Source organism: Microbacterium sp. MPKO10 (assembly GCF_026107415.2).
In the GTDB taxonomy this organism is placed as follows: Bacteria; Actinomycetota; Actinomycetes; order Actinomycetales; family Microbacteriaceae; genus Paramicrobacterium.
Genome location: NZ_JAPCHX010000002.1, coordinates 420,745 through 443,342 on the forward strand (window position 1 = coordinate 420,745; position 22,598 = coordinate 443,342).

At 63.3% G+C, this 22,598-nt stretch carries 21 protein-coding genes and 1 tRNA gene; 17 read left to right on the forward strand and 5 right to left on the reverse strand.

What is annotated here, in order from left to right:
- Positions 1–3: 3 nt before the first annotated feature.
- The gene (locus tag OK352_RS06515) at positions 4–795 is read left to right on the forward strand and encodes an ABC transporter ATP-binding protein (protein WP_265140637.1); all 792 of its coding nucleotides are present in this window, start codon (positions 4–6) and stop codon (positions 793–795) included.
- 4 nt (positions 796–799) lie between these two features.
- Here the strand turns inward: OK352_RS06515 and OK352_RS06520 are convergent, their stop codons facing one another.
- Together OK352_RS06520 and OK352_RS06525 are read right to left on the reverse strand one after the other, a co-directional pair.
- Positions 800–1,126: a hypothetical protein gene (locus OK352_RS06520; RefSeq protein WP_265140638.1), complete on the reverse strand. Its 327-nt coding sequence runs from the start codon at positions 1,124–1,126 to the stop codon at positions 800–802.
- 216 nt (positions 1,127–1,342) lie between these two features.
- Positions 1,343–1,549: a cold-shock protein gene (locus OK352_RS06525; protein ID WP_166984301.1), complete on the reverse strand. Its 207-nt coding sequence runs from the start codon at positions 1,547–1,549 to the stop codon at positions 1,343–1,345.
- Positions 1,550–1,859: 310 nt separating this feature from the next.
- On the opposite strand from OK352_RS06525, the gene OK352_RS06530 reads away from it, so the two are divergent.
- The 3 genes from OK352_RS06530 to OK352_RS06540 all read left to right on the forward strand — a co-directional run bounded on the left by OK352_RS06530 (position 1,860) and on the right by OK352_RS06540 (position 4,531).
- On the forward strand, positions 1,860–2,762 hold the full coding sequence (locus tag OK352_RS06530; RefSeq protein WP_265140639.1) for a MetQ/NlpA family ABC transporter substrate-binding protein: 903 nt from the start codon (positions 1,860–1,862) through the stop codon (positions 2,760–2,762).
- A gap of 81 nt (positions 2,763–2,843) precedes the next feature.
- Positions 2,844–3,872: a methionine ABC transporter ATP-binding protein gene (locus OK352_RS06535; protein ID WP_265140640.1), complete on the forward strand. Its 1,029-nt coding sequence runs from the start codon at positions 2,844–2,846 to the stop codon at positions 3,870–3,872.
- The gene (locus OK352_RS06540) at positions 3,872–4,531 is read left to right on the forward strand and encodes a methionine ABC transporter permease (RefSeq protein WP_265140641.1); all 660 of its coding nucleotides are present in this window, start codon (positions 3,872–3,874) and stop codon (positions 4,529–4,531) included. The genes OK352_RS06535 and OK352_RS06540 overlap by 1 nt, the downstream gene beginning before the upstream one ends.
- On the opposite strand, the gene OK352_RS06545 is transcribed toward OK352_RS06540, so the two are convergent.
- Positions 4,532–5,032 (reverse strand): MarR family winged helix-turn-helix transcriptional regulator, encoded by a 501-nt coding sequence (locus OK352_RS06545; protein WP_265140642.1) that lies wholly within the window; start codon positions 5,030–5,032, stop codon positions 4,532–4,534.
- Between the two features lie 84 nt (positions 5,033–5,116).
- Between OK352_RS06545 and OK352_RS06550 the strand changes: the two genes are divergently transcribed.
- The 3 genes from OK352_RS06550 (at position 5,117) to OK352_RS06560 (ending at position 7,639) form a co-directional block, all read left to right on the forward strand.
- Positions 5,117–5,188, forward strand: a tRNA-Gln gene (locus OK352_RS06550).
- 1 nt (position 5,189) lies between these two features.
- Positions 5,190–6,623, forward strand: coding sequence for a bifunctional UDP-N-acetylglucosamine diphosphorylase/glucosamine-1-phosphate N-acetyltransferase GlmU (gene glmU / locus OK352_RS06555; protein WP_265140643.1), 1,434 nt, complete (start codon positions 5,190–5,192; stop codon positions 6,621–6,623).
- 38 nt (positions 6,624–6,661) lie between these two features.
- Positions 6,662–7,639, forward strand: a complete 978-nt coding sequence (locus OK352_RS06560; protein WP_265140644.1) for a ribose-phosphate diphosphokinase — start codon at positions 6,662–6,664, stop codon at positions 7,637–7,639.
- Positions 7,640–7,718: 79 nt separating this feature from the next.
- Here the strand turns inward: OK352_RS06560 and OK352_RS06565 are convergent, their stop codons facing one another.
- Positions 7,719–8,648 (reverse strand): LysR family transcriptional regulator, encoded by a 930-nt coding sequence (locus OK352_RS06565; RefSeq protein ID WP_265140645.1) that lies wholly within the window; start codon positions 8,646–8,648, stop codon positions 7,719–7,721.
- Between the two features lie 126 nt (positions 8,649–8,774).
- Here OK352_RS06565 and OK352_RS06570 point away from each other — a divergent pair, with 126 nt between their 5' ends.
- From OK352_RS06570 to OK352_RS06585, 4 genes are read left to right on the forward strand one after another with little or no spacing between them, the layout of a single operon-like run.
- Positions 8,775–9,683 (forward strand): ABC transporter substrate-binding protein, encoded by a 909-nt coding sequence (locus OK352_RS06570; RefSeq protein ID WP_265140646.1) that lies wholly within the window; start codon positions 8,775–8,777, stop codon positions 9,681–9,683.
- Positions 9,680–10,633, forward strand: a complete 954-nt coding sequence (locus tag OK352_RS06575; RefSeq protein ID WP_265140647.1) for an amino acid ABC transporter permease — start codon at positions 9,680–9,682, stop codon at positions 10,631–10,633. The genes OK352_RS06570 and OK352_RS06575 overlap by 4 nt, the downstream gene beginning before the upstream one ends.
- Positions 10,630–11,451 carry an amino acid ABC transporter ATP-binding protein gene (locus OK352_RS06580; RefSeq protein WP_306387776.1) on the forward strand — a complete coding sequence of 274 codons (822 nt, stop codon included), beginning with the start codon at positions 10,630–10,632 and terminating at the stop codon, positions 11,449–11,451. Before OK352_RS06575 ends, OK352_RS06580 begins: the two co-directional genes overlap by 4 nt.
- A gap of 53 nt (positions 11,452–11,504) precedes the next feature.
- On the forward strand, positions 11,505–12,698 hold the full coding sequence (locus OK352_RS06585) for a MalY/PatB family protein (protein WP_265140648.1): 1,194 nt from the start codon (positions 11,505–11,507) through the stop codon (positions 12,696–12,698).
- A gap of 59 nt (positions 12,699–12,757) precedes the next feature.
- Here OK352_RS06585 and gndA read toward each other — a convergent pair whose 3' ends face one another.
- Positions 12,758–14,209 carry an NADP-dependent phosphogluconate dehydrogenase gene (gene gndA / locus OK352_RS06590; protein ID WP_265140649.1) on the reverse strand — a complete coding sequence of 484 codons (1,452 nt, stop codon included), beginning with the start codon at positions 14,207–14,209 and terminating at the stop codon, positions 12,758–12,760.
- A gap of 312 nt (positions 14,210–14,521) precedes the next feature.
- Here gndA and manD point away from each other — a divergent pair, with 312 nt between their 5' ends.
- The 6 genes from manD (at position 14,522) to mfd (ending at position 22,595) form a co-directional block, all read left to right on the forward strand.
- Positions 14,522–15,760 carry a D-mannonate dehydratase ManD gene (gene manD, locus OK352_RS06595; protein ID WP_265140650.1) on the forward strand — a complete coding sequence of 413 codons (1,239 nt, stop codon included), beginning with the start codon at positions 14,522–14,524 and terminating at the stop codon, positions 15,758–15,760.
- Between the two features lie 19 nt (positions 15,761–15,779).
- Positions 15,780–16,319 (forward strand): gluconokinase, encoded by a 540-nt coding sequence (locus OK352_RS06600; RefSeq protein ID WP_265140651.1) that lies wholly within the window; start codon positions 15,780–15,782, stop codon positions 16,317–16,319.
- Between the two features lie 58 nt (positions 16,320–16,377).
- Positions 16,378–17,469, forward strand: coding sequence for a hypothetical protein (locus tag OK352_RS06605; protein WP_265140652.1), 1,092 nt, complete (start codon positions 16,378–16,380; stop codon positions 17,467–17,469).
- A gap of 186 nt (positions 17,470–17,655) precedes the next feature.
- Complete coding sequence (locus tag OK352_RS06610; RefSeq protein WP_265140653.1) at positions 17,656–18,273, forward strand: 50S ribosomal protein L25/general stress protein Ctc; 618 nt, start codon at positions 17,656–17,658, stop codon at positions 18,271–18,273.
- A gap of 81 nt (positions 18,274–18,354) precedes the next feature.
- Entirely contained in the window at positions 18,355–18,939 is a 585-nt protein-coding gene (gene pth / locus OK352_RS06615) for an aminoacyl-tRNA hydrolase (RefSeq protein WP_265140654.1), read from the forward strand.
- A gap of 35 nt (positions 18,940–18,974) precedes the next feature.
- Positions 18,975–22,595 (forward strand): transcription-repair coupling factor, encoded by a 3,621-nt coding sequence (gene mfd, locus OK352_RS06620; protein ID WP_265140655.1) that lies wholly within the window; start codon positions 18,975–18,977, stop codon positions 22,593–22,595.
- The last annotated feature ends 3 nt before the right edge of the window (positions 22,596–22,598 follow it).

Consider the following 22,598-nt stretch of genomic DNA (forward strand, 5'->3'; position numbering starts at 1 on the left):
ACCATGCTCGTCATTGATTCACTGTTTAAGACGTTCTTTCCCGGAAGCGTCAACGAACGGCGTGCTCTCGTAGATGTGAGCCTCACGCTTGAGGAGGGCGACTTCGTCACCGTCATCGGCTCGAACGGCGCGGGGAAGTCCACGCTTCTCAACGCAGTCTCGGGCCGGTATACAGCGGATGCTGGAACGATCTCGATCGACAATCGCACGGTGAATCGGCTGAAGGAGCACCGGCGCGCGCGGTACATCGGCCGTGTGTTTCAGGACCCGATGGCGGGAACTGCCCCGAATCTGACAATTGAGCAGAACCTCGCACTCGCTGAGAGGCGTGGGCTGTCGCGCGGTCTGGGACCGTCTCTTGGGGCCAAGCGCCGCGAGCGTTTCCGCACCGAGCTGCGTGCTCTCGAACTCGGCCTCGAAGACCGTCTCTCAGCGAAAGTCGGTCTGCTCTCGGGTGGGCAGCGTCAGGCTCTGTCGCTGCTGATGGCCGGATTCACCAAGCCGCGTATTCTGCTGCTCGACGAGCATACGGCGGCGCTGGATCCGCAGCGTGCCGCCCTCGTCGCCCACCTCACGGAAACCATCGTGGCTCAGGGGCGCCTGACGACGCTCATGGTGACGCACAACATGGAACAGGCACTGGCATTGGGCAACCGCCTCGTGATGATGCACGAAGGTCGGATTGTTTTCGAGGCATCCGCCGACGAGAAGAAGAAGCTAACGGTGCCCCTGCTGCTGGACGAGTTCGCCAAGATCAAGGGCGCAACGTTCGACGATCGCGCTTTGTTGAACTAGCTGATCATTCGAGTCCGTAGCTGCGCCGAGTCAGTGCCTGCACGTCGCGGTCGAGTGAATCGACGCGAGTATCGAGACGCTTGATATCGGAGCGCACAGAGGTAATCCCGGTTTCCATCTCGCCGCGCATGCCCGCCATCTCGCCGCGCAACCCAGAGATCTCGCCGCGCACCTCATGACGGAGCGCCGTGATCTCGCCAAGCACCTTGCCACGCAACCCAGAAATTTCCCCACGGAGAATGCGGATGAACATCGTGGACATCAGCGTGAGAATTCCGAACAGTGTAGCCGCGAAGACGCCGATCAGTGTCCACACCTGGGGTTCGGTCATCTCAAACACACCTCCATTGTCCGTCACGCTCCATAAGAACGCCAGCATCCGTGATGCGTGCAAGCCGGGCGTCCCCGTGCTGTTGGTACCACAGTGTGTCCGCAAGCCTGCGGACGAGAAGTGCCTGCACGGTCACCACTCCTCAGATATGTGCACTCAACAACGGCGAAAGCCTCATGGACGTGATGTCCATGAGGCTTTCGCGGTGTTCAGTGCTCAGTCGAGCGGGCGAATGTTCTCCGCCTGCAGGCCCTTGGGGCCCTGAGCCACGTCGTACTCGACCTGCTGGTTCTCGTTGAGCGTACGGTAGCCGCTCGTTGCGATGGCCGAGTAGTGCGCGAAGACGTCAGACGAGCCGTCGGCGGGTGTGATGAATCCAAAGCCCTTTTCGGCGTTGAACCACTTGACGGTGCCGGTTGCCATTGGTGTTACTCCTTGAGTTTGCGGGCCCCGACTGTCGGGACGCGCGATTGCCGCGTTTCTGTCCGCTCCCTCAAGTGCACTGACCGTCACCCTTCGACAGTCGGTGCGCAAAAAATCACTGCGTACACAACTACTGCGACTCTCAACCTAGTGCAGACAACCTGGTAATACGAGGTCTGTGACCAAACCGACATGAGAAATTCGCGAATCCGCTGCCGATACACAGGTTTCACACTGTTACGACCCCATTTCTCCGCCTCATCCACATCTGCCTATCGTGAGTGCATCCCCCTCAAACGAAGGAACTCGTGTGTCAAAAAAGAAGATTTTCGCCGCCCTCGCGGCGCTCCCGCTGATTGCAACCCTTGCCGCCTGCTCATCGAGCACCTCGGCGGATGAAGCCGCCGAAAAAGGCACAGCAGACAACCCGGTGAAGATCGGCGTCGTCGGTGCGAGCGATCCGTACTGGCAGACCTACACAGAGGCGGCTGCTGACGAGGGAATCACCGTCGAGATCGTCGACTTCGGAGAGTACACGCAGCCGAACCCGGCGCTTGCCGAAGGTGACATCGACATCAATCAGTTCCAGCACATCATCTACCTCGCACAGTACAACGAAGCATCCGGTGATGACCTCACGCCCATCGGCGCGACAGCGATTTACCCGCTTGGGCTCTACTCAACGCAGTACGACTCCGTCGAGGACATTCCTGACGGGGCAGAGGTAGCCGTGCCGAACGACGAGTCGAACCAGGCACGCGGACTCCTCGTCTTGCAGTCGGCCGGCCTCATCGAGCTCAAGGACGGCGGAAGCGTGTTCTCGACGGTCGCTGACGTCGACGAAGCAGCATCCCGTGTCACAGTGACCGCTCTCGAGGCCAGCCTCACGCCGACGTCGCTTCCCGACCTGGCTGCAGCGATCATCAACAATGATTTCATTGAGGATGCCGGGCTGAAGGCCTCGGACGCCATCGCGCAGGACGACCCGGCTGACCCGAACGCCGTTCCGTACATCAATATCTTCGTGACGAAGGCTGAAGACGCCGACAACGAGGTATACAACAAGCTCGTCGACATTTACCACAACAGCCAGGACGTACTTGACGGCGTTCAGGAGACCGCGGGCGGCACAGCCCAGTTCGTCGACACCCCGGCGGATGAACTGCAGGCCTCCCTCGACGACGTTGTTGCGGATATCAAAGCCAACAGCTGATCTTCCCCTCTCCACCAGCGAGGCGGTCCGGCGAGCACTCTGCGCTCGCCGGATCGCTGTGACCAGATAAGGACGCGCATCGTGTCGATCGTCAGCCTCACCGACGTGACGAAGTCCTACCCGGCAACCGATCGTTCCGGCGGGGTCGTTCACGCCATCGACAACGTCAGCCTCGATATCGAGCAGGGTGAGGTGTTCGGGATCATCGGCTATTCCGGCGCCGGCAAATCAACCCTTGTGCGGCTCGTCAATGCGCTCGAGCCGGTGACGAGTGGAACCGTCGAGGTCGATGGCACAGACATCACGCGCCTGAGCGAACGACGGCTGCGCGAGATGCGGCTCGAAGTCGGCATGATCTTTCAGCAGTTCAACCTCTTCTCGTCGAAGACGGTCGCGAAGAACATCGCGTACCCGCTCGTGGTCGCCGGTGTTCCTCGCGCAGAGCGTGTCCGGCGCGTTGCTGAGCTTCTCGACTTCGTCGGCCTCGCCGACAAGGGCCGCAGCTACCCGGACCAGTTGTCGGGTGGGCAGAAGCAGCGAGTCGGCATTGCCCGTGCTCTCGCCTCGAACCCGCGCATCCTTCTCGCCGATGAAGCGACGAGCGCGCTTGACCCCGAGACAACGCACGAGGTTCTCGGTCTGCTCGACCGTGTCAATCGCGAGCTCGGCATCACGATCATCGTCATCACACACGAGATGGACGTCATTCAGTCCATCGCCACGCGCGTGGCCGTCATGGAGAAGGGGCGCATCATTGAGCAGGGAAACGTCTTCGATGTGTTCTCTGACCCACAGCATCCCGCCTCTCGGCGTTTCGTCTCGACGGTGGTCAAGGGAATTCCGGATGCTGCCGAGGTCACCGCGCTCCGCTCGCGCCATACGGGCCGCATCGTGACGTTTTCGTTTCGCGACGGAGACCGCTCGCAAGCCGACGTCTTCGTCGAGCTCGCCCGCGCACAGGTAGGGTTCGAGCTTGTCTATGGTGGCATCAACGACATCAGGGGGCAGGCCTTCGGGCATCTCACCCTCGCCCTGCGTGGTGATGACAGCGCGATCGATGAGGTGCTGCGCACCATCGGCCAGACGATCGCCGTGACGGAGGCTGCCTGATGGAGCAGATCATTGACCTTCTGCCCACGCTTCTCGAGGCGACAGGAGAAACCCTCTACCTCGTCTCGATCAGTCTTGTCTTCGGCGGCGTCGGCGGGCTCATTCTCGGGCTCGCCCTGTACGTCACGCGTCGCGGCGGCATTTACGCGAATCGCAGCGTCTTCACCGTGCTGAACGTCATCGTCAACTTCTTTCGACCCATTCCGTTCATCATCTTCATTCCGGCGATGCAGCCGCTGATTCGTCCGGTGATCGGAACAGGGATCGGCAACAACGCCATGATCATGGCGATCTCGCTCGCCGCGATCTTTGGGATCAGCCGGATCGTCGAGCAGAACCTCGTCACCGTTCCGCATGGCGTGCTCGAAGCCTCACGAGCCTCCGGCGCGAGTCGGTTGCGCACCATCTGGTCGGTCGTGCTTCCCGAAGCTCTCGGCCCGCTGATTCTCGGGTACACGTTCATCTTCGTGGCGATCGTCGAGATGTCGGCGCTCGCCGGGTACCTGGGTGGCGGCGGACTTGGGTCGTTCGCCATCCAATGGGGATTCCGGCAGTTCGAGCCTGTTGTCACCTGGTCTGCCGTTGTCGTGATTGTGATCATCGTGCAGATCGTGCAGTACCTCGGCAACACGTTGGCGCGGAAGGTGCTGCGGCGCTGATCAGAGCGCGTCGAAGCCGAGCAGGAGTCGTCGCAGCAAGGAAGCGAGGATCTGCTGGTCGTCGTCGGACAGAGAGCTCAGCAGCTCGGATTCGGCGTCGACGAGCCGCGTGATCGCGGCATCCACTTGCGCTTGCCCTGTCGCCGTCATGACGACGAGGATGCCGCGCCCGTCGTGCGGATCCGTTCGCCGCTCGACGAGACCGCGCCCGACAAGGCGATCGATACGGTTGGTCATGGTGCCACTGGACACCAAGGTCTGCGTGAGCAGTTGCTTCGGACTCAGCGTGAACGGCTTGCCAGCCCGCCTCAGCGCGGAAAGCACATCGAATTCCCAGGACTCCAGCTTCGAGCGTGTGAAGGCATCGCGCCGCGCATGGTCGAGATGGCGTGAGAGGCGCCCGACGCGAGACAACACCTGAAGGGGCGAGAACGTGAGATCGGGGCGCTCACGTTCCCACGCCGTCACGATACGGTCGACCTCGTCGTGTTGATCTGCCATTCGTCCATTATCTCGTGCAGAAGATCGACGCGACCACTCGAGACATCTGGCAAACTGGGACGTGCGCATTTTCATGATGCGTGGTCCGCCTTGGTGTAATGGCAGCACGACAGCCTTTGGAGCTGTGAAGTCTAGGTTCGAGTCCTGGAGGCGGAGCATGAGCGATAAGAAACTGGCCATCGTCATCCTCGCCGCTGGTCAGGGGACGCGAATGAAGTCCCGGCTGCCGAAGCTGCTCCATCCGATCGCCGGCGCCCCCATGCTCAGCCACGTTCTCGCGACCGCGCAAGCCCTCGACGCCGAGCATGTTGTCACCGTGGTGCGCCATGAGCGTGACCGCATCGCCGAGGTCGTGCAGAACGAGCTCCCTACAAGTCTCATCGTCGACCAGGACGAGATTCCGGGAACAGGGCGCGCGGTCGAGCAGGCCGTCGACGCGCTGCCCGGAGACTTCGATGGCGACGTGCTCGTGGTGAACGGAGACGTGCCGTTGCTGGACGCCGGAACGCTCTCTCAGCTGATCGGCAAGCACCGGTCGGCGCAGGCCGCCGCGACGCTGCTCTCCGCCATCCTCGATGACGCGACCGGGTATGGTCGCGTCATCCGCGAGAAAGACGGCTCACTCGACCGCATCATCGAGCAGAAGGACGCGTCGGCCGCCGAGCTCTCCGTCACCGAGATCAACGCGGGTGTGTACGTTTTCACGGCCGCGCCGCTGCGTCGTGAGCTCCCGAAGCTCACGACGGACAACGCTCAGGCGGAGAAGTACATCACCGACGTGATCGGTGCGCTGAAAGCATCCGGTCAGTTGATCTCCGCCGTCCCGGTTGCAGAGCCCTGGGTTGCTGAGGGCGTCAACGACCGGGTACAGCTGAGCGCGGCAGCGGCTCGGCTGAACGCACTGATCATCAGTGGATGGCAGCGCGAAGGCGTCACCGTGCAAGATCCGTCGTCAACCTGGATCGACATCAAGGCGACGCTCGCCCCCGACGTGACCATCAAGCCGGGCACTCAGATTTTGGGGTCCACAACCGTCGCCAGCGGCGCCGAGGTTGGGCCAGACACCACGCTTGTCGACTGTGAGATCGGCGAGGATGCTGTCGTGAAGCGCACGGATGCAACGCTCGCCGTGATCGGTGCCGGAGCAAGCGTCGGCCCGTTCGCCTACCTGCGCCCCAACACCGTGCTCGACGCCCGTGGAAAGATCGGCACCTTCGTCGAGACCAAGAACTCGCACATCGGCGCAGAGAGCAAGGTGCCGCACCTCTCATACGTCGGCGACGCGACGGTCGGGGAAGGCGCCAACATCGGTGCCGGCACGATCTTCGCCAACTACGACGGCGTCAACAAGCATTCCTCCACGATCGGGTCGCACGTGCGCACCGGATCACACAATGTCTTCGTCGCACCGATCACGATTGGAGACGGAGCCTACACGGGCGCCGGAACCGTGGTGCGCAAAGACGTCCCTGCCGGGGCGCTCGCCATCAACGTGGCGCCTCAGCGGAATATGGACGGCTGGGTGGAAACCAATCGTCCGGACACGGCAGCCGCACATGCAGCAGCAGCAGCCGCGGAAACTGAAGAATAATAGGCTGCAACGTCGCACCGCGACAGAAAGCAGGGGTTGTGTCAGGAATCAAAGCTTCGGGGCAGAAACGGCTCGTCCTCGTCTCAGGACGAGCGCACCCGGAACTCGCAGAGAATATCGCCGGTGAACTCGGCTCAGAGCTGGTCCCGACCGATGCCCGCACTTTCGCAAACGGCGAGATCTACGCGCGGTTCGACGAGAGCGTCCGCGGGTGCGATGCGTTCGTCATTCAATCGCACTCCACGCCGATCAACGAGTGGCTCATGGAGCAGCTCATCATGGTCGACGCGCTGAAGCGTGCCTCGGCCAAGCGCATCACCGTCGTGGCTCCCTTCTACCCGTATGCGCGTCAGGACAAGAAGGGGCGCGGTCGTGAGCCGATTTCGGCACGCCTTGTCGCTGACCTCTTCAAGACCGCGGGTGCTGACCGCATCATGTCCGTCGACCTGCATGCGGCGCAGATTCAGGGGTTCTTCGACGGCCCCGTCGACCACCTCTTCGCCATGCCCGTGCTCCTCGAGTACTTCAAAGAGCGGCTCGACCCCGAGAACCTCACCGTGGTCTCGCCCGACATGGGGCGCGTGCGTGTTGCCGACAACTGGAGCGATAAGCTCGGCGCTCCGCTCGCCATCATCCACAAGCGTCGTGACCCGCTCGTTCCCAACCAGGTTTCGGTGCACGAGATCGTCGGAGATGTGAAGGGTCGGGTGTGCCTGCTCGTCGATGATCTCATCGACACGGGGCGCACCATCGTGAAGGCGGCTGAGGCGCTGAAAGAGAACGGCGCCACCGGCGTCGTCGTCGCGTCGACGCACGCCGTGTTCAGCGACCCGGCACCAGAGATCCTGCAGTCGTCGTCGATCGACAAGGTCGTCGTCACCGACACACTGCCGCTCTCGGATGCGCAGACCTTCGAGAAGCTTGAGGTGCTTTCGATCGCCCCACTGCTGGCTCGTGCCATTCGCGAGGTCTTCGAAGACGGCTCGGTCACGAGTCTCTTCGACGGTGCCGCCTAGCGGCCTGAATCATCACAGCAGGGGTGCCTCCGCGGATCGTCTTCTGCGGGGGCACTTGCGCGTTATCTTCTATTCGAGGTCATGAACGGGGCGAAACGGGCAAGATCAGATCGTCGGCGAGCATATCGATATTGTCGACCAGGGTGCGCACGCTGATGTCGTCGCCTGCTTCACGCCGGTGGACGAGTTGGACCTCAAGTGACCATTCGGGCATTCGGAGGGGGAGCGTGACGGCTCGACCGTCGAGAAGCGCGGATCGTGCGGCAAACTCGGGGACGATGCCGACGACGTTCGATGTCTCGACGAGCTCGAGCACGGTCGATGGCAACCCGATGAGATGAACGTTGTTCTGGCCTGTGTGCGGCGTCTCGTCGAACGTGCCGGCGAGCGCGACAGCCTCGGGACCCCATCGGTAGATGGCGACCCCAGATGCTCGAGCGTCGTCCAGTGCTGCGGCATCAGCCTCAGCGAGCGGATGCTGCGCCGAGACAACGGCGCGCATCGGTGAACGGCAGACCTCATGTCCCGTCACACTGGCGGGCAGCGGAGTGTTGATGACCAGCCCCGTGGATGCTGTTCCATCGAGGATGAACTCGATCACCTCTTTGCTGTGTGCCACGCGGCAGTCTCCGGTGATGTTCATCGTTGACCACAGATTGAGGATGCGCGGGTAGACCACCCAGCCAAGACTTGCGGGAACAGCTGCAACCGCTCGTCGTGACTGGTCAGACAGCACGGCGTGATGCGCCTCTTCGAGAATTGTCAGCGTGCGCTGCGCGTATGAGAGAAACGTGCGGCCCTCCGCGGTCAGCTGCGATCCACGCGGTGTCCGGATGAAGAGCTGACAGCCGAGCTTCTCTTCAAGCCGTGTGATCCGTGTGCTTGCAGACGGGGTGGCGATGAGAAGCTTTTGCGCTGCGCGCCCGAAGCTTCCGGAGCGGGCGATCTCGACGAAAACCGAGAGATCGAGGGTCTCCACGTTCTCCATGCGACTTGTGTCCATCGGCATACAGCATCCATTTCTTCCGCGCTCTTAGCCTGTTGCTAACACTGACCTTAGTCAAGTGATGTCTAGTGCACTACCGGTTCGTTTGGAACACTACTGAAGAACCCGTCATCGACAGAGGAGGAAACAATGAAGTTCCCCAAGACCATCAGGCGTGGGGTGCTCGGAGCCGCCGGGGCGTTCTCCGCCATGAGCCTGCTCGCCGCGTGCAATGCCGTCGTGCCCAATCAGGCAGACGCCGCTGACCAGGATTCGAGCTCCTCCAGCTCGTCCGGCCTGCCGGAGCGCATTGTCGACGCGGGGCAGATCGTTATCGCTACGGGTGAGAACACCGTGCCCACTCACTTCCTCAAGGATGGCGAGCTCGTCGGATTCAACATTGACATTGCCGAGGCTCTGGAAGAAGAGCTCGGCGTCACCGTGAAGCTCGTCGTCGTTCCGTTCGACAGCCTCCTTGGTGGAATCGCTGCGGGCCGCTACGACGCCGGTCTGTACAACGTCAGTGATCGGGCTGATCGCCGGGAGGTCGTGGATTTCGTCGACTATGCGAATTCTGGCTCGGTTGTTGTGACGCGCAAGGGAGAAGCGAACGGCATCGGCACCAGCATCGAGTCATTGTGCGGACACACCATCGGGGTGAACGGCGGCGGAAACGAGTTCTCGATACTCGACGATCAGAAGAACACCTGCGCCGATAACGGGAAAGAGCCGTACGCCTTAGAGACGTTTCAAGATGATGGAGCGACGCGACAGGCGCTCCTCAGCGGACGGATTGAAGCCATCGTCGATGGGATGACGGCTACGCCGTACATGGTCTCCCAGCACGAGGACGAGATGGAGCTGATCGGAAAGCTCGAGGGCGACAGCGCGCCACTCGGAATGCCTGTGGCGAAAGATCAGCCGCAGCTCGTGAACGCGCTCATGGCCGCGTGGGAAAGCCTTCTCGAGAGCGGGACCTATAGCGATGTCGCTGAGAAATGGTCTGAAGAGGCGCTCGTCCCCGATGAGATCACGATCAACGACGGGGAGGGGCTATGACTGCCAACGTCGCCGTGCCTTCGCCGACAAAGCGAGACGAATTCGCGCCGCTGCCTCCCATCAAGGCAAAGAGCCGCATCAGCTGGAGCCGGGTTCTGACACTCGTGATCCTGCTCTGGGTCGTGATCGCATTCGTCGTCGGGGCAGCGACAAATGAACGCCTGGACTGGGGCGCCGTCGCCACCTACCTTTTCGACCCGAGAATTCTCGAGGGGCTTCGGACAACGCTTGTCCTTACCGCCGTCTCCATGGCCATTGCCACGGTGCTCGGTGTCGTCCTGGCGCTCATGGCACTCACGAAGGACCCGACACCTCGAGCGTTCGCCCGCACGTACATCACGGTCTTTCGCAGCATCCCTCCAATGGTGCAACTGCTGTTCTGGTATTTCCTCGCCGCGATCCTTCCGACAATCACCATCGGGATTCCCTTTGGACCGGATCTCGTCACGTTCGACACCAACCTGCTGATCACCCAGTTCGCGGCGGCTCTGCTCGGCTTGAGCCTGGGCGAGGCAGCGTTTCTCGCGGAGTATATCCGCGGCGGAATCCTTTCGGTGCCCCGCGGCCAGAGTGAGGCGGCTGCCGCGTGCGGACTCACACCGGCGAAGACGTTCTTCCGGGTGGTGTTCCCACAGGCAATCCGCGTGATCCTGCCGGCCTACGGAAACTCGCTGATCAGCCAAGTGAAGAACACGGCGATGGTCTTCGTCATCGGCGCTGGCGACCTCATGACCGAAGCACAGCTGATCTACTCGCAGAACTTTCAGCAGATACCACTCCTGATCGTCGTGAGCATCTGGTACCTCGTGATCGTCGTCATCCTCACGCAGGTGCAGCGACGAATCGAGAACCACTATTCGCGTGGCTACACCCGACGCACGGAGAAAAGTCCCGCTCGTCGGCAGCCGCTTACCGCTGACTCAGATCGACCCCGCGAGGTGACGTCATGACCGCTACACAGCCCACGCTTGCCGAGACGCGCGACTCGGATCCCATCATTCACGTCCGCGACGTTCACAAGTCGTACGGACAGGTCGAGGCCCTGCGCGGGGTCTCACTCCAGGTCAAGCGAGGAGAAGTCGTTGCCCTGATCGGCCCGTCGGGCTCGGGAAAGAGCACGCTTCTCCGGTGCATCAACCATCTCGAGACTCCCACCGGGGGAGTCGTCCAGGTAGCAGGTCACGTCATGGGATACGCGGAGAAGCGGGGGTATCTGCGCGAATGCAATCAGCGCACCCTCGCGCGTCAGCGTCGATCGACGGGCATGGTCTTTCAGCACTTCGACCTATTCGCTCATCGCACGGCGCTGGAGAATGTCATGGAGGGGCCGACGAGTGGGTTGGGCGAGGCTCGGGGAGCGGCCCGTGCTCGTGCTCACGAGCTTCTGGCGCTGGTGGGGCTGGCTGAGAAAGCCGGAGCGTATCCATCCGAACTGTCGGGAGGGCAGCAGCAGCGCGTCGCAATCGCGCGTGCTCTCTCCACACGGCCCGACGTTCTGCTTCTTGATGAGCCGACGTCCGCGCTCGACCCCGAGCTTGTCGGTGAAGTCCTCGACGTCGTCACAGATCTCGCTCGCCAGGGCGTGACCATGGTGGTTGCAACGCACGAGATCACCTTCGCCGAAGACGTGGCGACGACCGTCTACTTCATGGAGAAGGGATCGGTCGTCGAATCGGGAAGCCCCCGTGAGGTGATTCGGAACCCCGTGGAAGCGCGTACAGCGCAGTTTCTCACCCACATCAGCGCGGCTCGAACGGCAACGACCTGACTCGGCACCGTTTCGGCGGCGCCACGCACGCATCGACACGAGAAAAGGAAGAAATGAAGATCAGCGACTGGACCATTGACGACTCGCGGGCGCGGGGTTGCAAGCGATGGGGAGTGTATCCGTCCTCGACGATCGACCTGACGGTCGCCGAAATGGATTTCCCCGTCGCCGAGCCGATCCAGAATGCGGTACAGGATGCTGTCGGCAGGCAGGCCTTCGGATACCCGATTCCGGACTCCGACAGCACCCTGCCGGCGGTGGCCAGCCAGTGGCTTGGTACACAGGGCGTGTCCGTCCCTCCCCAGCAGGTTCGGCTGATTTCCGACATCATCAAGGGACTCACGAACGCGATCCGGTACTTCACTGCTCCCGGAACTCCTGTCGCTGTGATCACTCCGACGTACAGTCGGTTTCTCGATGCGATCACAGCGGCCGAGAGGCTGATCTACCAGGTGCCCATGACGAGGAAGCCCGATCGCTATGAGCTTGATCTCGACGCCCTCGAGAACGCGTTCAAGAACGGCTCGGGCTCGCTGATCCTGTGCAACCCCGTGAACCCGACAGGGCATGTCTTCACGCGCTCGGAGCTGACGGCGATCAGCGATCTCGCTGAGCGTTATCGGATACGGGTCTTCGCCGATGAGGTGCATGCCCCGATCCGCTATGGTCGAGAGTTCATCCCCTACTCAAGCATTGGATCGCGGGCGGCGGAACACAGCATCACGTTCACAAGCGCCAGCAAAGCGTGGAACATTCCGGGTCTTCGATGCGCGTTCATCGCCTTCACGAATGAGGCCGACAACCGCACGTGGGAGCGGATACCGCGCGCGGCTAAGGGAGGGATCTCGCCCCTGGGGATGGTCGCAACCGAAGCCGCACTGACGTCAGGTGGACCGTGGCTCACCGAGGCGATCGAGGTTCTCCGCGGAAACCGGGACGCCATGGTCACCGCGCTCAGCGAAAACGGGCTAGGTCACATCATGATCCCGCCAGATGCCACCTATCTCGCCTGGCTCGATCTGCGCGAGTTCGAGCTTTCTGACGCTGCAGAGTATCTGCGCGACACGGCAGCTGTTGCCACGACTCCCGGAGGAGAGCACGGAGCTGTGGAGAGCAGCTTCGTACGCGTCAATTTCGCGACACCGCGAGACATCCTTCTTGAGGCCGTCGATCGGATGACATCGGCGCTTCTGGGCACACGTCAACGAGACACGATTCTCGGTGAGTATGAGGTGGCGTCCCACTGACACAGGAGAAAAGCCCCGCGGACCAGATCCGCGGGGCTTTTCCTGTCACTCGATAGTGCTCAGTGCGTGTCTTCGGCATTCACTTCACTGCGGTCACCGGACCACAGCGTGTGGAACGTGCCCTCTTTGTCGACGCGCTTGTAGGTGTGCGCACCGAAGAAGTCGCGCTGGCCCTGCACGAGTGCAGCGGGCAGACGGTCGGCACGCAGCCCGTCGTAATACGACAGCGACGATGAGAACGCAGGCGCCGGGATGCCGGACTGGGCAGCGCCCGCGACGATGCGCCGCCACGAATCCTGCGCCGTCGAGACGATCTCGGTGAAGAATGGTGCGGTGACGAGAGCGACAAGGTCGGGGTTCTCTTCGTACGCCTCCGTGATGCGATTCAGGAAGCGCGCGCGAATGATGCAGCCGCCACGCCAGATCTTCGCGATGTCGCCCTTCTTGATGTCCCATCCGTACTGCTCGGCACCGGCGACGATCTCGTCGAATCCCTGCGAGTACGCGATGATCTTCGATGCGTAGAGCGCTTGCCGCACGTCTTCGATGAATGCGTCAGCATCCTGAACCTGCCACGCACTGGAGGGCCCGGGGAGCGAGGATGCCGCCGCGCGCTGCGCCGGCTTCGACGACAGCGACCGCGCGAACACGGCCTCGGCGATTCCCGAGACGGGGATGCCAAGATCAAGCGCCGTCTGCACGGTCCACGCTCCGGTGCCTTTCGCTCCGGCCTGGTCGAGGATGACGTCGACGAGCGGCTTGTCTGTGGTCGCGTCAACCTGACGGAGCACCTCTGCGGTGATCTCGATGAGGTACGACTCGAGCTCGCCGGTGTTCCACTCGGCGAAGATGTCGGCGATCTCTGCCGGGGTCTTGCCCGTGCCGCGGCGGATGAGGTCGTAAGCCTCGGCGATGAGCTGCATGTCGGCGTATTCGATGCCGTTGTGCACCATCTTGACGAAGTGGCCGGCACCGTCGGTACCGACGTGCGTGACGCAGGGCTCGCCTTCGGCGACGGCGGCAATCGACTTCAGGATCGGGCCGAGCGTTTCCCAGGCTTCGGCCGAGCCGCCGGGCATGATGCTCGGTCCGAGCAGTGCGCCCTCTTCGCCGCCCGAGATGCCAGCGCCGACGAAGTTGATTCCGGTGTCGCGCACAGCCTTCTCACGGCGAATCGTGTCCGTGAACAGGGCGTTGCCGCCGTCGACGATGATGTCGCCGGGCTCGAAGTGCTCGGTGAGCTGGTTGATGACAGCATCCGTGCCCGCACCGGCCTTGACCATGATGATGGCTGTGCGCGGAGTCGACAGCGATGCCACGAAGTCCTCGATCGACTCGGAGGCGATGAACCCGGCGTCCGGGAACTCCTCGACGACGGCGCGGGTCTTCTCGGGCGAGCGGTTGTAGATTGCGACAGTGTTTCCTTCGCGACTTGCCAGGTTGCGCGCGAGATTGGAGCCCATCACCGCCATCCCGATGACGCCGATGTTGGCCTGTGCGGTATCCGCCATGAGATCTCCTCGTTTGTCTGTGGGCGAAAGGGAAAGTCGTATGCGCACGCATGACTGGCAGGTGCACCGGAGTTCTGCAACGCTGGAGATTCCAGGGTCAACGCTAGCAAATGGGGTGTGCAGGGTCGCGCAGATGACGACATGCTCTTCGTTGCGCGAGTGACTGAGGCTGAGCGCGACGGTGTGCGGAGCCCGTGGAGCGCAGTCTCCGGCATACTCAAGCACAGACGTCGCCACTGCGCCGAAGCGGAAGTTCCTTCTCCGTAACTGAGGTGTACCTTTCATTCTGAACCGAAACAAGGAGAGATCCCCGTGAAGATCGACAAGGCCGAGGTCGTTGTCACCAGCCCGGACCGCAACTTCGTCACCCTCAAGCTGACGACCGACGATGGTCTCACCGGCGTGGGCGATGCCACGCTCAACGGCCGTGAGCTTGCCGTCGTTGCCTACCTTAAAGAGCATGTCGTTCCGCTCTTGATCGGGCGGGACGCCTCCAGCATCGAAGACACTTGGCAGTTCCTCTACCGCAGTGGCTACTGGCGCCGCGGCCCCGTCACGATGGCATCCATCGCCGCCGTGGACATGGCACTGTGGGACATCAAGGGTAAAGCAGCTGGCATGCCGGTCTATCAGCTCCTCGGCGGAGCAAGCCGCACCGGGATGATGGCATACGGCCATGCCTCAGGTAAAGAATTGCCCGAGCTCTTCGACTCGATCCGTGAACACCAGGCTCTCGGTTACCGTTCGATCCGCGTACAGACCGGCGTCCCCGGTCTCGAGTCGATCTACGGCATTGCCTCCAACAGAGGTCTTCCCGGCAACGAAGGTGTGCGCTACGACCACGAGCCGGCTCAGCGCGGCGCACTGCCCGCCCAGGAGGATTGGGACACTCGCTCGTACCTGCGCCACGTGCCGACCGTGTTCGAGGCCGTGCGCAACGAATTCGGGCCCGAGCTGCCGCTGCTGCACGACGGCCACCACCGGATGACCCCGTTGCAGGCGGCGAAGCTCGGCAAATCGCTCGAACCGTACGACCTGTTCTGGCTCGAGGACTGCACGCCCGCTGAGAATCAGGAAGCTCTGCGCCTCGTGCGCCAGCACACGACAACGCCCCTCGCGATCGGCGAGATCTTCAACACCGTGTGGGACTTCCAGTCGCTCATCTCAGAGCAGCTCATCGACTACGTGCGGGCAGCATCCACACACTTCGGCGGCATCTCTCCGCTCAAGAAGGTCATGGACTACGCGGCAATGTTCCAGATCAAGTCCGGCTTCCACGGGCCAACGGACATCTCGCCCATCGGGTTTGCTGCTCAGCTGCACGTCGGACTCGCGATCCACAACTATGGCATCCAGGAGTACATGCAGCACGGCGACAAGACGAACGCGGTCTTCCAACAGTCGATGACCTTTGAGGACGGATACCTGCACCCGGGTGACAAGCCAGGGCTCGGGGTGGAATTCGACGTCGACGAGGCCGGAAAGTACCCGTACGCCACCGCTTACCTGCCCTACAACCGCCTCGCCGATGGAACAGTTCATGACTGGTGACCCGTTAAGCTCGAGGGACATGACTTCCACGACGAGCCCGCGGCACACACCCCAGATTGTGGTGATGGGCGTCTCTGGGTCGGGCAAGAGCACAGTTGGCGCGCAGCTCGCCGAGGTGCTTGACGTGCCCTTCATCGACGGGGACGGGCTGCATCCCGAGTCGAACATCGAGAAGATGGCTGCGGGGACACCGCTCACCGATACCGACCGCTGGCCGTGGCTCGCCGAGGTAGGGCGTGTGCTGCGCGATTCGGGGGAGTCGGGGGAGGGCGCCGTCGTCGCTTGCTCGGCACTGCGGCGCGCGTATCGCGATGCGATTCTGGACGCCGCCCCCGATGCCCTGTTCGTGCACCTCACCGGCGACCATGACGTTTTGGCTCGGCGGATGTCGGGCCGCAGCGACCACTTCATGCCGACAACCCTCTTGGACTCGCAGATCGACACCCTCGAACCGCTCGATTCCGACGAACCCGGTATCACCATCGATATCGACCAGTCCGTCGACGGCGTTGTCGAAGCGGCGCGGGCACAGATCGCCCGGGAGATCGCGCACCGCTGATCACCGAACCCGAGTGCCTGTCGACATGTCGCTGGTGGTTCCCTCTACACTCAGTGGCATGAGCGAGAATCCGGATGCTGCCACGAGCAGGCGCGCCTCGACGGGCGCCCCTCCGTGGCAGCGACGTGTCGCGAGCGCCGTCGTGGCGATCGTCGCACGGTTTCTCGGCCTCGGTCTCGTGTACTCCGGTGCAGCGTCCGTACCGAACGGCGGCACGGGCGATGCCCTGTTCGGGACAGCAGACTGGGTGAGCATCACGGCAGGACTCGTGTTGATCGGAATCTCGGCGGCCACGCTTGTCGTCTCGACGATCGGCATGGTGATCGTCGCTTCGGCCGAGATCGTCGTTTCGCTCCTGGCAGTCGTGATTCCGTTCTCGCTCGGCAGCCGCGACATCCACCCGGTGAATTGGCCGCGGGCCGTCTACGCCGTCGTGTTTCCGGACGGCGCCGAGGTCGCTGGCCTCGCGACAGCATCCGGATTTCTGCTCGTTCTGGGCGGAGTCTCTCTCGCGGCAGCACTCGCGCACCGCGGTCGGCGGCGCTCCGGCTCGCGCGTCTCGCAGCTGGGTCGCATCATCGCTATGGGGGCGGCCGTCATCCTCAGCGTTCCCGCAGCGGCATTCGTCTGGGCAGGCGGATATGAGCTGATCGTTGAATATCGCGTGTTCGCCGTGTCAAACGCCCCGATCGGGCCCGTCGTCATGGTCATCGTCGGTGCCGTACTGGGTACAGCGGTGGCGGCAGCTGGCCGTCTCTCGGCGGCGGCGCTCTACGCGCTCGGTCTGTTCTGGGTCATGATGTCGGTGGCGCTCGGTCTGTTCCTCTCATCGGCAACGACCGAAACAGCGTCGATCATCCCCGTGTGGGCGACGACGACAGCCGTGTTCTGGTGTGTGAGCGGATTCGGAGCCGTCCTTGCCGTGTTCCTGTTGGTGGCGGGCGTTGCCATGCGTGTGGTGTCTCGATCGGCCCGGATGCGGCTCGGTGGAGTTTCTGCCGGCGACGAGAAAGTTGCATTGGGAGACGAAACGGGCGACGCCGCGGACGATGCCACAGCCCGTCGCAACGCAGTCGACGACGCAACCCGCGGCGATGCAGACGACGACGCACGCGTTGACGATGAGAGCGGCAGCCCGGGCGAATACTGAGCCTGCGCTGATGCTGTAGACTTGCGGATTGAACTTCGGCGAGGGACACCACGGTGTCCGTTATCGACGCGGTGGATGGGCACAGGCTTGTCCTCACGCTGACATGCGTTCGAGTCGACACCACAATCGTTACCTGGGCCCCGTGCCCAACCGACCAGCCGGCCCCGCCGGCAAGGAGACATCACCATGGCTGATCAGCTCACACTCGACGCCGACGCGCGCGAGTCCTTCGGCAAGGGTGCGGCGCGCAAGCTCCGCGCCGCAGGCAAGATCCCCGCAGTGGTCTACGGCCACGGCGCAGCCCCCCTGCACGTCACGCTTCCCGGCCACGAGACCATGCTTCTGCTGCGCCGCAGCAACGCGCTCATCGAGCTCACCGTCGACGGCAAAAAGCACCTGACACTGGTCAAGGACGTTCAGCGTGACCCGGTGACGCAGATCATCGAGCACGTCGACCTCATCGTCATCAAGAAGGGCGAGCGGGTTGACGTCGAGGTTCCGGTCCACCTCGAGGGCGAGTCCTTCAGCGGAACCATCGTCATGGTTGACGTCACCACCGTGCGCCTCAACGTGGCTGCCACGAACATCCCCGAGAGCCTGACCTTCTCGATCGAAGGGGCCGAAGAAGGCACGCAGGTTCTCGCGGGCGACATCGAGCTGCCCGAGGGCGCCGAACTCGCCGAAGAGGCAGACCTGCTCCTCGCACAGGTCACCGTGCCGAGTGCTCCCACGGAGGAAGAGGAAGAGGCAGCAGAAGAAGCCGCTGCCGAGGCCGACGCTGCCGAGGGCGAGACCGAAGAGTAGTCACCGTCAGTTCCGGGCTCGCAGCTCGCCTTCCCTGGAAGCGCGGGCGCGGGCCCGGATCTGTCTGCGAGGAGGGCAGGAATGGCAGCCGACACTTGGCTCGTCGTGGGACTGGGAAACCCGGGCTCCCACTATGCGAGCACGCGCCACAACATCGGCCAGATGGTCGCTGACGAGCTGGCACGCCGCCTCGGCACTGGCTTCTCGCGGCACAAGGCGCACGCCCTCGTCGCCGAGGGGCGCACGGCTCCCGGCGGGCCCAAGATCGTTGTGGCAAAGAGCATGTCCTACATGAACACGTCGGGCGGTCCTGTCGCCGCCCTCCTGTCGTACTACTCGCTCGACGTCGACAGGCTCATCGTGGTCCACGACGAACTCGACATTCCCTTCGACACGATCAAGCTCAAGACCGGCGGCGGTCACGGCGGACACAACGGCCTGCGCGACATCGGTAAGGCAGCATCCGCCGACTTCACCCGTGTGAGGGTCGGCATCGGTCGGCCCCCGGGCCGTCAGGATGCTGCCGACTACGTGCTGCGCTCGTTCTCTGCCGCCGAGCGCTCCGACCTGCCGTCCGTGATCGCGGATGCTGCCGACGCGGTCATGCTGATCATCGACGACGGCCTTCTGGCGGCCCAGCAGAAGGTGCATGCACCGCGCGCGTGACCCGCGACCCGCTTGCTCCCGCGTAGAATGCTCGAGTGAAACTCCAGGGCCTCAGCCGCATTCTCGCCCACGACTCCAGCTTCTCAACAGCGCTCACGTATTCGGGGCAGAACGCCGATTTCTCCGTCATCGACGGGATGCGTCTGCCCCTGCTCGCGGGGCTCATCGAGCGGCGTCGGGCCGCGGGCCAACCGCCGGCCGTTCTTGTCGTGACGGCAACGGGCCGAGAGTCCGAGAGCGTGCAGCAAGCGCTGCCGAGCTTTCTTCCTGATGCCGAAGTCGTTCCCTTCCCGGCGTGGGAGACACTGCCGCATGAACGTCTGAGCCCTAGCTCCGAGATCGTCGGCCGTCGCATCGACGCCCTCTGGCGCATGGCCGAGTGGACAGGCGAGCGCCCCCTCGTCGTCGTGGCCTCCGTGCGTGCAGCGCTGCAGCCGATCGCGCACGACCTCACAGCCATCGAACCGATCCGGCTGCGTACCGGAAGCCGCGGACACGAGCTGAACGACATCGTCACGCGCCTCGTCGAGCTCGCGTATTCGCGCGTCGACCTGGTGTCACGTCGCGGTGAGTTCGCGGTGCGCGGCGGCATCCTCGACGTCTTTCCCACGACGGCCGACCACCCGGTGCGCATTGAGCTGTTCGGCGATGAGGTCGACCAAATCAAGCCGTTCTCGGTGTCTGACCAGCGCTCCAGCACCGAAGAATACGACGACGTCACACTGCTACCCAGCCGTGAGCTGCTGCTCACCGCGAATGTGAGGCAGCGTGCCACCGAGATGCTGCCCGAGTTTCCCAGTCTCTCGACGATGCTCGAGAAGGTGGCAGCGGGCATCCCGGTCGAAGGAATGGAGTCCCTCGCCCCGGCACTCCTCGACCGCCTCGTCTCGATCGCCCACTATCTGCCCGAGGGCACGGGCGTCGCCGTGCTCTCGCCCGAGCGTGTCGTCGCCCGGTCTCTCAGCCTGTCCGAGACGAACCGGGAGTTCCTCGAGGCGGCGTGGAGCGCGGCGACAGCGGGTGCCGAGGCTCCGATCGACCTCGGTGCGGGCGAGTTCATCTCGCTGAACACGCTGCGCGATGATGTTCTCTTCACACGCCCGGGGGAGCAGAAGGCAGAGAACCCGTGGTGGACGTTCAGTCCGTTCCAGCAGGGCCCGGATGATCTGCTGCCCGAGGAGCTCGAACTCGACGATCTGATGGAGGTTCGCGTCGCCGCGGATTCGGTTCCGAGCTTCCAAGGCAATGTTGATGGTGCCATCGCGCACATCGACGAGCGCCGGAAGGCCGGCTGGTCGATCGTCGTCGCCGCGCAGGGGCAGGGGCTCGTCGAACGCGGCCTCGATGTCTTGTCCGAACGCGGTGTTCCCGCGCGCATCGTCGAAGAGATCCCGGATGCTGCCGAAGCCGGCGTCGTGTATCTGGTGCAGGCTGTCGTTGAGAACGGCTTCGAACTCGCCGACGTCTCGTTCGCTCTGCTTGGCGAGGCCGAGTTCTACGGCCGCTCCGTCGGCTACGACTCGCGTGCGGTGAAGAAACTTGCCACCCGACGCAAGAACGTCGTCGACCCGCTGCAACTGAAGGCGGGAGACCACGTCGTGCACCAGACGCACGGCATCGGGCGCTTCGTGGAGATGACCCGCCGCGAGGTGTCGACGGGCGGGCGCAATGCGGTGAAGACGATGCGCGAGTACCTCGTGCTTGAATACGCGCCGTCGAAGCGCGGCTACCCCGGCGACAAGCTCCTCGTGCCCACCGACCAGCTCGACCTGCTCACCCGCTACGTCGGCGGCGAGGCTCCGCAGCTGTCGAAGATGGGCGGAAGCGACTGGTCGCAGGCGAAGAGCCGTGCGCGCAAGGCCGTGCGGGACATTGCCGTCGAACTGGTCAAGCTCTACGCGGCGCGAATGGCGGCCAAGGGGCACGCTTTCGGCCCGGACACCCCGTGGCAGCGCGAGCTCGAGGACGCCTTCCCGTTTGCGGAGACACCCGACCAGCTCACCACGATCGACGAGGTGAAGCGCGACATGGAGCGCCCGATCCCCATGGACCGTCTGCTGTCGGGGGACGTGGGCTTCGGCAAGACCGAAGTCGCGGTGCGAGCCGCGTTCAAGGCCGTGCAAGACGGCAAACAGGTGGCGATCCTCGTGCCCACGACACTGTTGGTGAAGCAGCACGGTGAGACGTTCCAGGAGCGCTTCGCCGGCTTCCCCGTGCACCTGCGCCAGCTCAGCCGCTTCCAGTCGGACAAAGAGGCGCGCGAAACTCTCGAGGGTCTGGAGCAGGGCACCGTCGACGTTGTGATCGGCACTCACCGGCTGCTCACTTCGAAGGTTGCATTCAAGAACCTCGGTCTCGTCGTCGTCGATGAGGAGCAGCGCTTCGGTGTTGAGCACAAGGATGCTCTCAAGAAGCTCAAGACGAACGTCGACGTTCTCGCGATGAGCGCGACGCCGATTCCGCGAACGCTCGAGATGGCCGTCACCGGCATCCGTGAGATGTCGACGCTCGCGACACCGCCGGAAGAGCGGCATCCGATTCTGAGTTATGTGGGGCCCCGCAACGACAAGCAGATCGCCGCGGCCATTCGTCGTGAGCTGCTGCGCGAGGGCCAGATCTTCTTCGTGCACAACCGGGTCGCCAACATCACCCGCATCGCGAACCAGCTGGCAGAACTCGTGCCCGAAGCGCGCATCGCCGTCGCGCACGGAAAGCTCTCTGAGGCGACGCTCGAGCAGGTCGTCGTCGACTTCTGGGAGCGCAGATTCGACGTTCTCGTCTGCACGACCATCATCGAGACGGGCCTCGACATTCAGAACGCCAACACGATCATCATCGACCGGGCGGACAAGTATGGACTGAGCCAGCTCCACCAGCTGCGCGGCCGTGTCGGGCGCGGGCGTGAACGCGCATACGCGTACTTCCTCTATGACAGCGACAAGCCGCTCTCCGAGACCGCGCAAGACCGCCTCGAGACGATCGCGGCGAACAACGAGCTCGGCAGCGGAATGCAGGTGGCGCTCAAGGATCTCGAGATCCGCGGCGCCGGCAATCTGCTTGGCGGCGAACAGGCCGGGCACATTGCGGGTGTCGGCTTCGACCTGTACCTGCGCATGATCGGCGAAGCTGTCTCCACATTCCGCGGTGATGTCGCTGAAGGGCAGACCGAGCTGCGTCTGGAGATCCCCGTGGACGCGAACCTGCCCGAGGACTACATCGACAGCGAACGGCTGCGCCTCGAGGCCTATCAGAAACTGTCAGCGGCGGCCGCTCCGACGGCGGCAGATGACCAGATCGACCTCGTGATCGATGAACTCGTGGACCGCTACGGCCCGCTGCCCGAGCGTGCATTGAACCTCGTCGCCGTCACGCGGCTCCGGAAGCGGGCGCAGCGCTCCAACCTGTCTGAGGTCATCACGATGGGCACGAACTTGCGCCTCGCGCCGGTGGACCTTCCCGATTCGATTCAGGTGCGGCTCAAGCGGATGTACCCGAAGGCGCGAGAGCTGCGCCAGGCGAACGCCCTCATTGTGCCCATTCCGCAGCCGAACGGCGAATCGTTGTCTGACACCGACCTGATTGCCTGGGTGGAGCAGCTGTTTGACGCGATCTTCCCGGTGAAGGCGAAAGAGCCGGACAGCGCAGCGACGACGTAGATC

What these genes read in the sequence shown, in the direction of transcription:
- OK352_RS06515 (WP_265140637.1), top strand. Translation starts at nt 4, where the DNA reads ATGCTCGTCATTGATTCACTGTTTAAGACGTTCTTTCCCGGAAGCGTC.
- OK352_RS06520 (WP_265140638.1), bottom strand. Translation starts at nt 1,126, where the DNA reads ATGACCGAACCCCAGGTGTGGACACTGATCGGCGTCTTCGCGGCTACA.
- OK352_RS06525 (WP_166984301.1), bottom strand. Translation starts at nt 1,549, where the DNA reads ATGGCAACCGGCACCGTCAAGTGGTTCAACGCCGAAAAGGGCTTTGGA.
- OK352_RS06540 (WP_265140641.1), top strand. Translation starts at nt 3,872, where the DNA reads ATGGAGCAGATCATTGACCTTCTGCCCACGCTTCTCGAGGCGACAGGA.
- OK352_RS06545 (WP_265140642.1), bottom strand. Translation starts at nt 5,032, where the DNA reads ATGGCAGATCAACACGACGAGGTCGACCGTATCGTGACGGCGTGGGAA.
- glmU (WP_265140643.1), top strand. Translation starts at nt 5,190, where the DNA reads ATGAGCGATAAGAAACTGGCCATCGTCATCCTCGCCGCTGGTCAGGGG.
- OK352_RS06565 (WP_265140645.1), bottom strand. Translation starts at nt 8,648, where the DNA reads ATGCCGATGGACACAAGTCGCATGGAGAACGTGGAGACCCTCGATCTC.
- OK352_RS06570 (WP_265140646.1), top strand. Translation starts at nt 8,775, where the DNA reads ATGAAGTTCCCCAAGACCATCAGGCGTGGGGTGCTCGGAGCCGCCGGG.
- OK352_RS06575 (WP_265140647.1), top strand. Translation starts at nt 9,680, where the DNA reads ATGACTGCCAACGTCGCCGTGCCTTCGCCGACAAAGCGAGACGAATTC.
- OK352_RS06580 (WP_306387776.1), top strand. Translation starts at nt 10,630, where the DNA reads ATGACCGCTACACAGCCCACGCTTGCCGAGACGCGCGACTCGGATCCC.
- OK352_RS06585 (WP_265140648.1), top strand. Translation starts at nt 11,505, where the DNA reads ATGAAGATCAGCGACTGGACCATTGACGACTCGCGGGCGCGGGGTTGC.
- gndA (WP_265140649.1), bottom strand. Translation starts at nt 14,209, where the DNA reads ATGGCGGATACCGCACAGGCCAACATCGGCGTCATCGGGATGGCGGTG.
- OK352_RS06600 (WP_265140651.1), top strand. Translation starts at nt 15,780, where the DNA reads ATGACTTCCACGACGAGCCCGCGGCACACACCCCAGATTGTGGTGATG.
- OK352_RS06605 (WP_265140652.1), top strand. Translation starts at nt 16,378, where the DNA reads ATGAGCGAGAATCCGGATGCTGCCACGAGCAGGCGCGCCTCGACGGGC.
- OK352_RS06610 (WP_265140653.1), top strand. Translation starts at nt 17,656, where the DNA reads ATGGCTGATCAGCTCACACTCGACGCCGACGCGCGCGAGTCCTTCGGC.
- pth (WP_265140654.1), top strand. Translation starts at nt 18,355, where the DNA reads ATGGCAGCCGACACTTGGCTCGTCGTGGGACTGGGAAACCCGGGCTCC.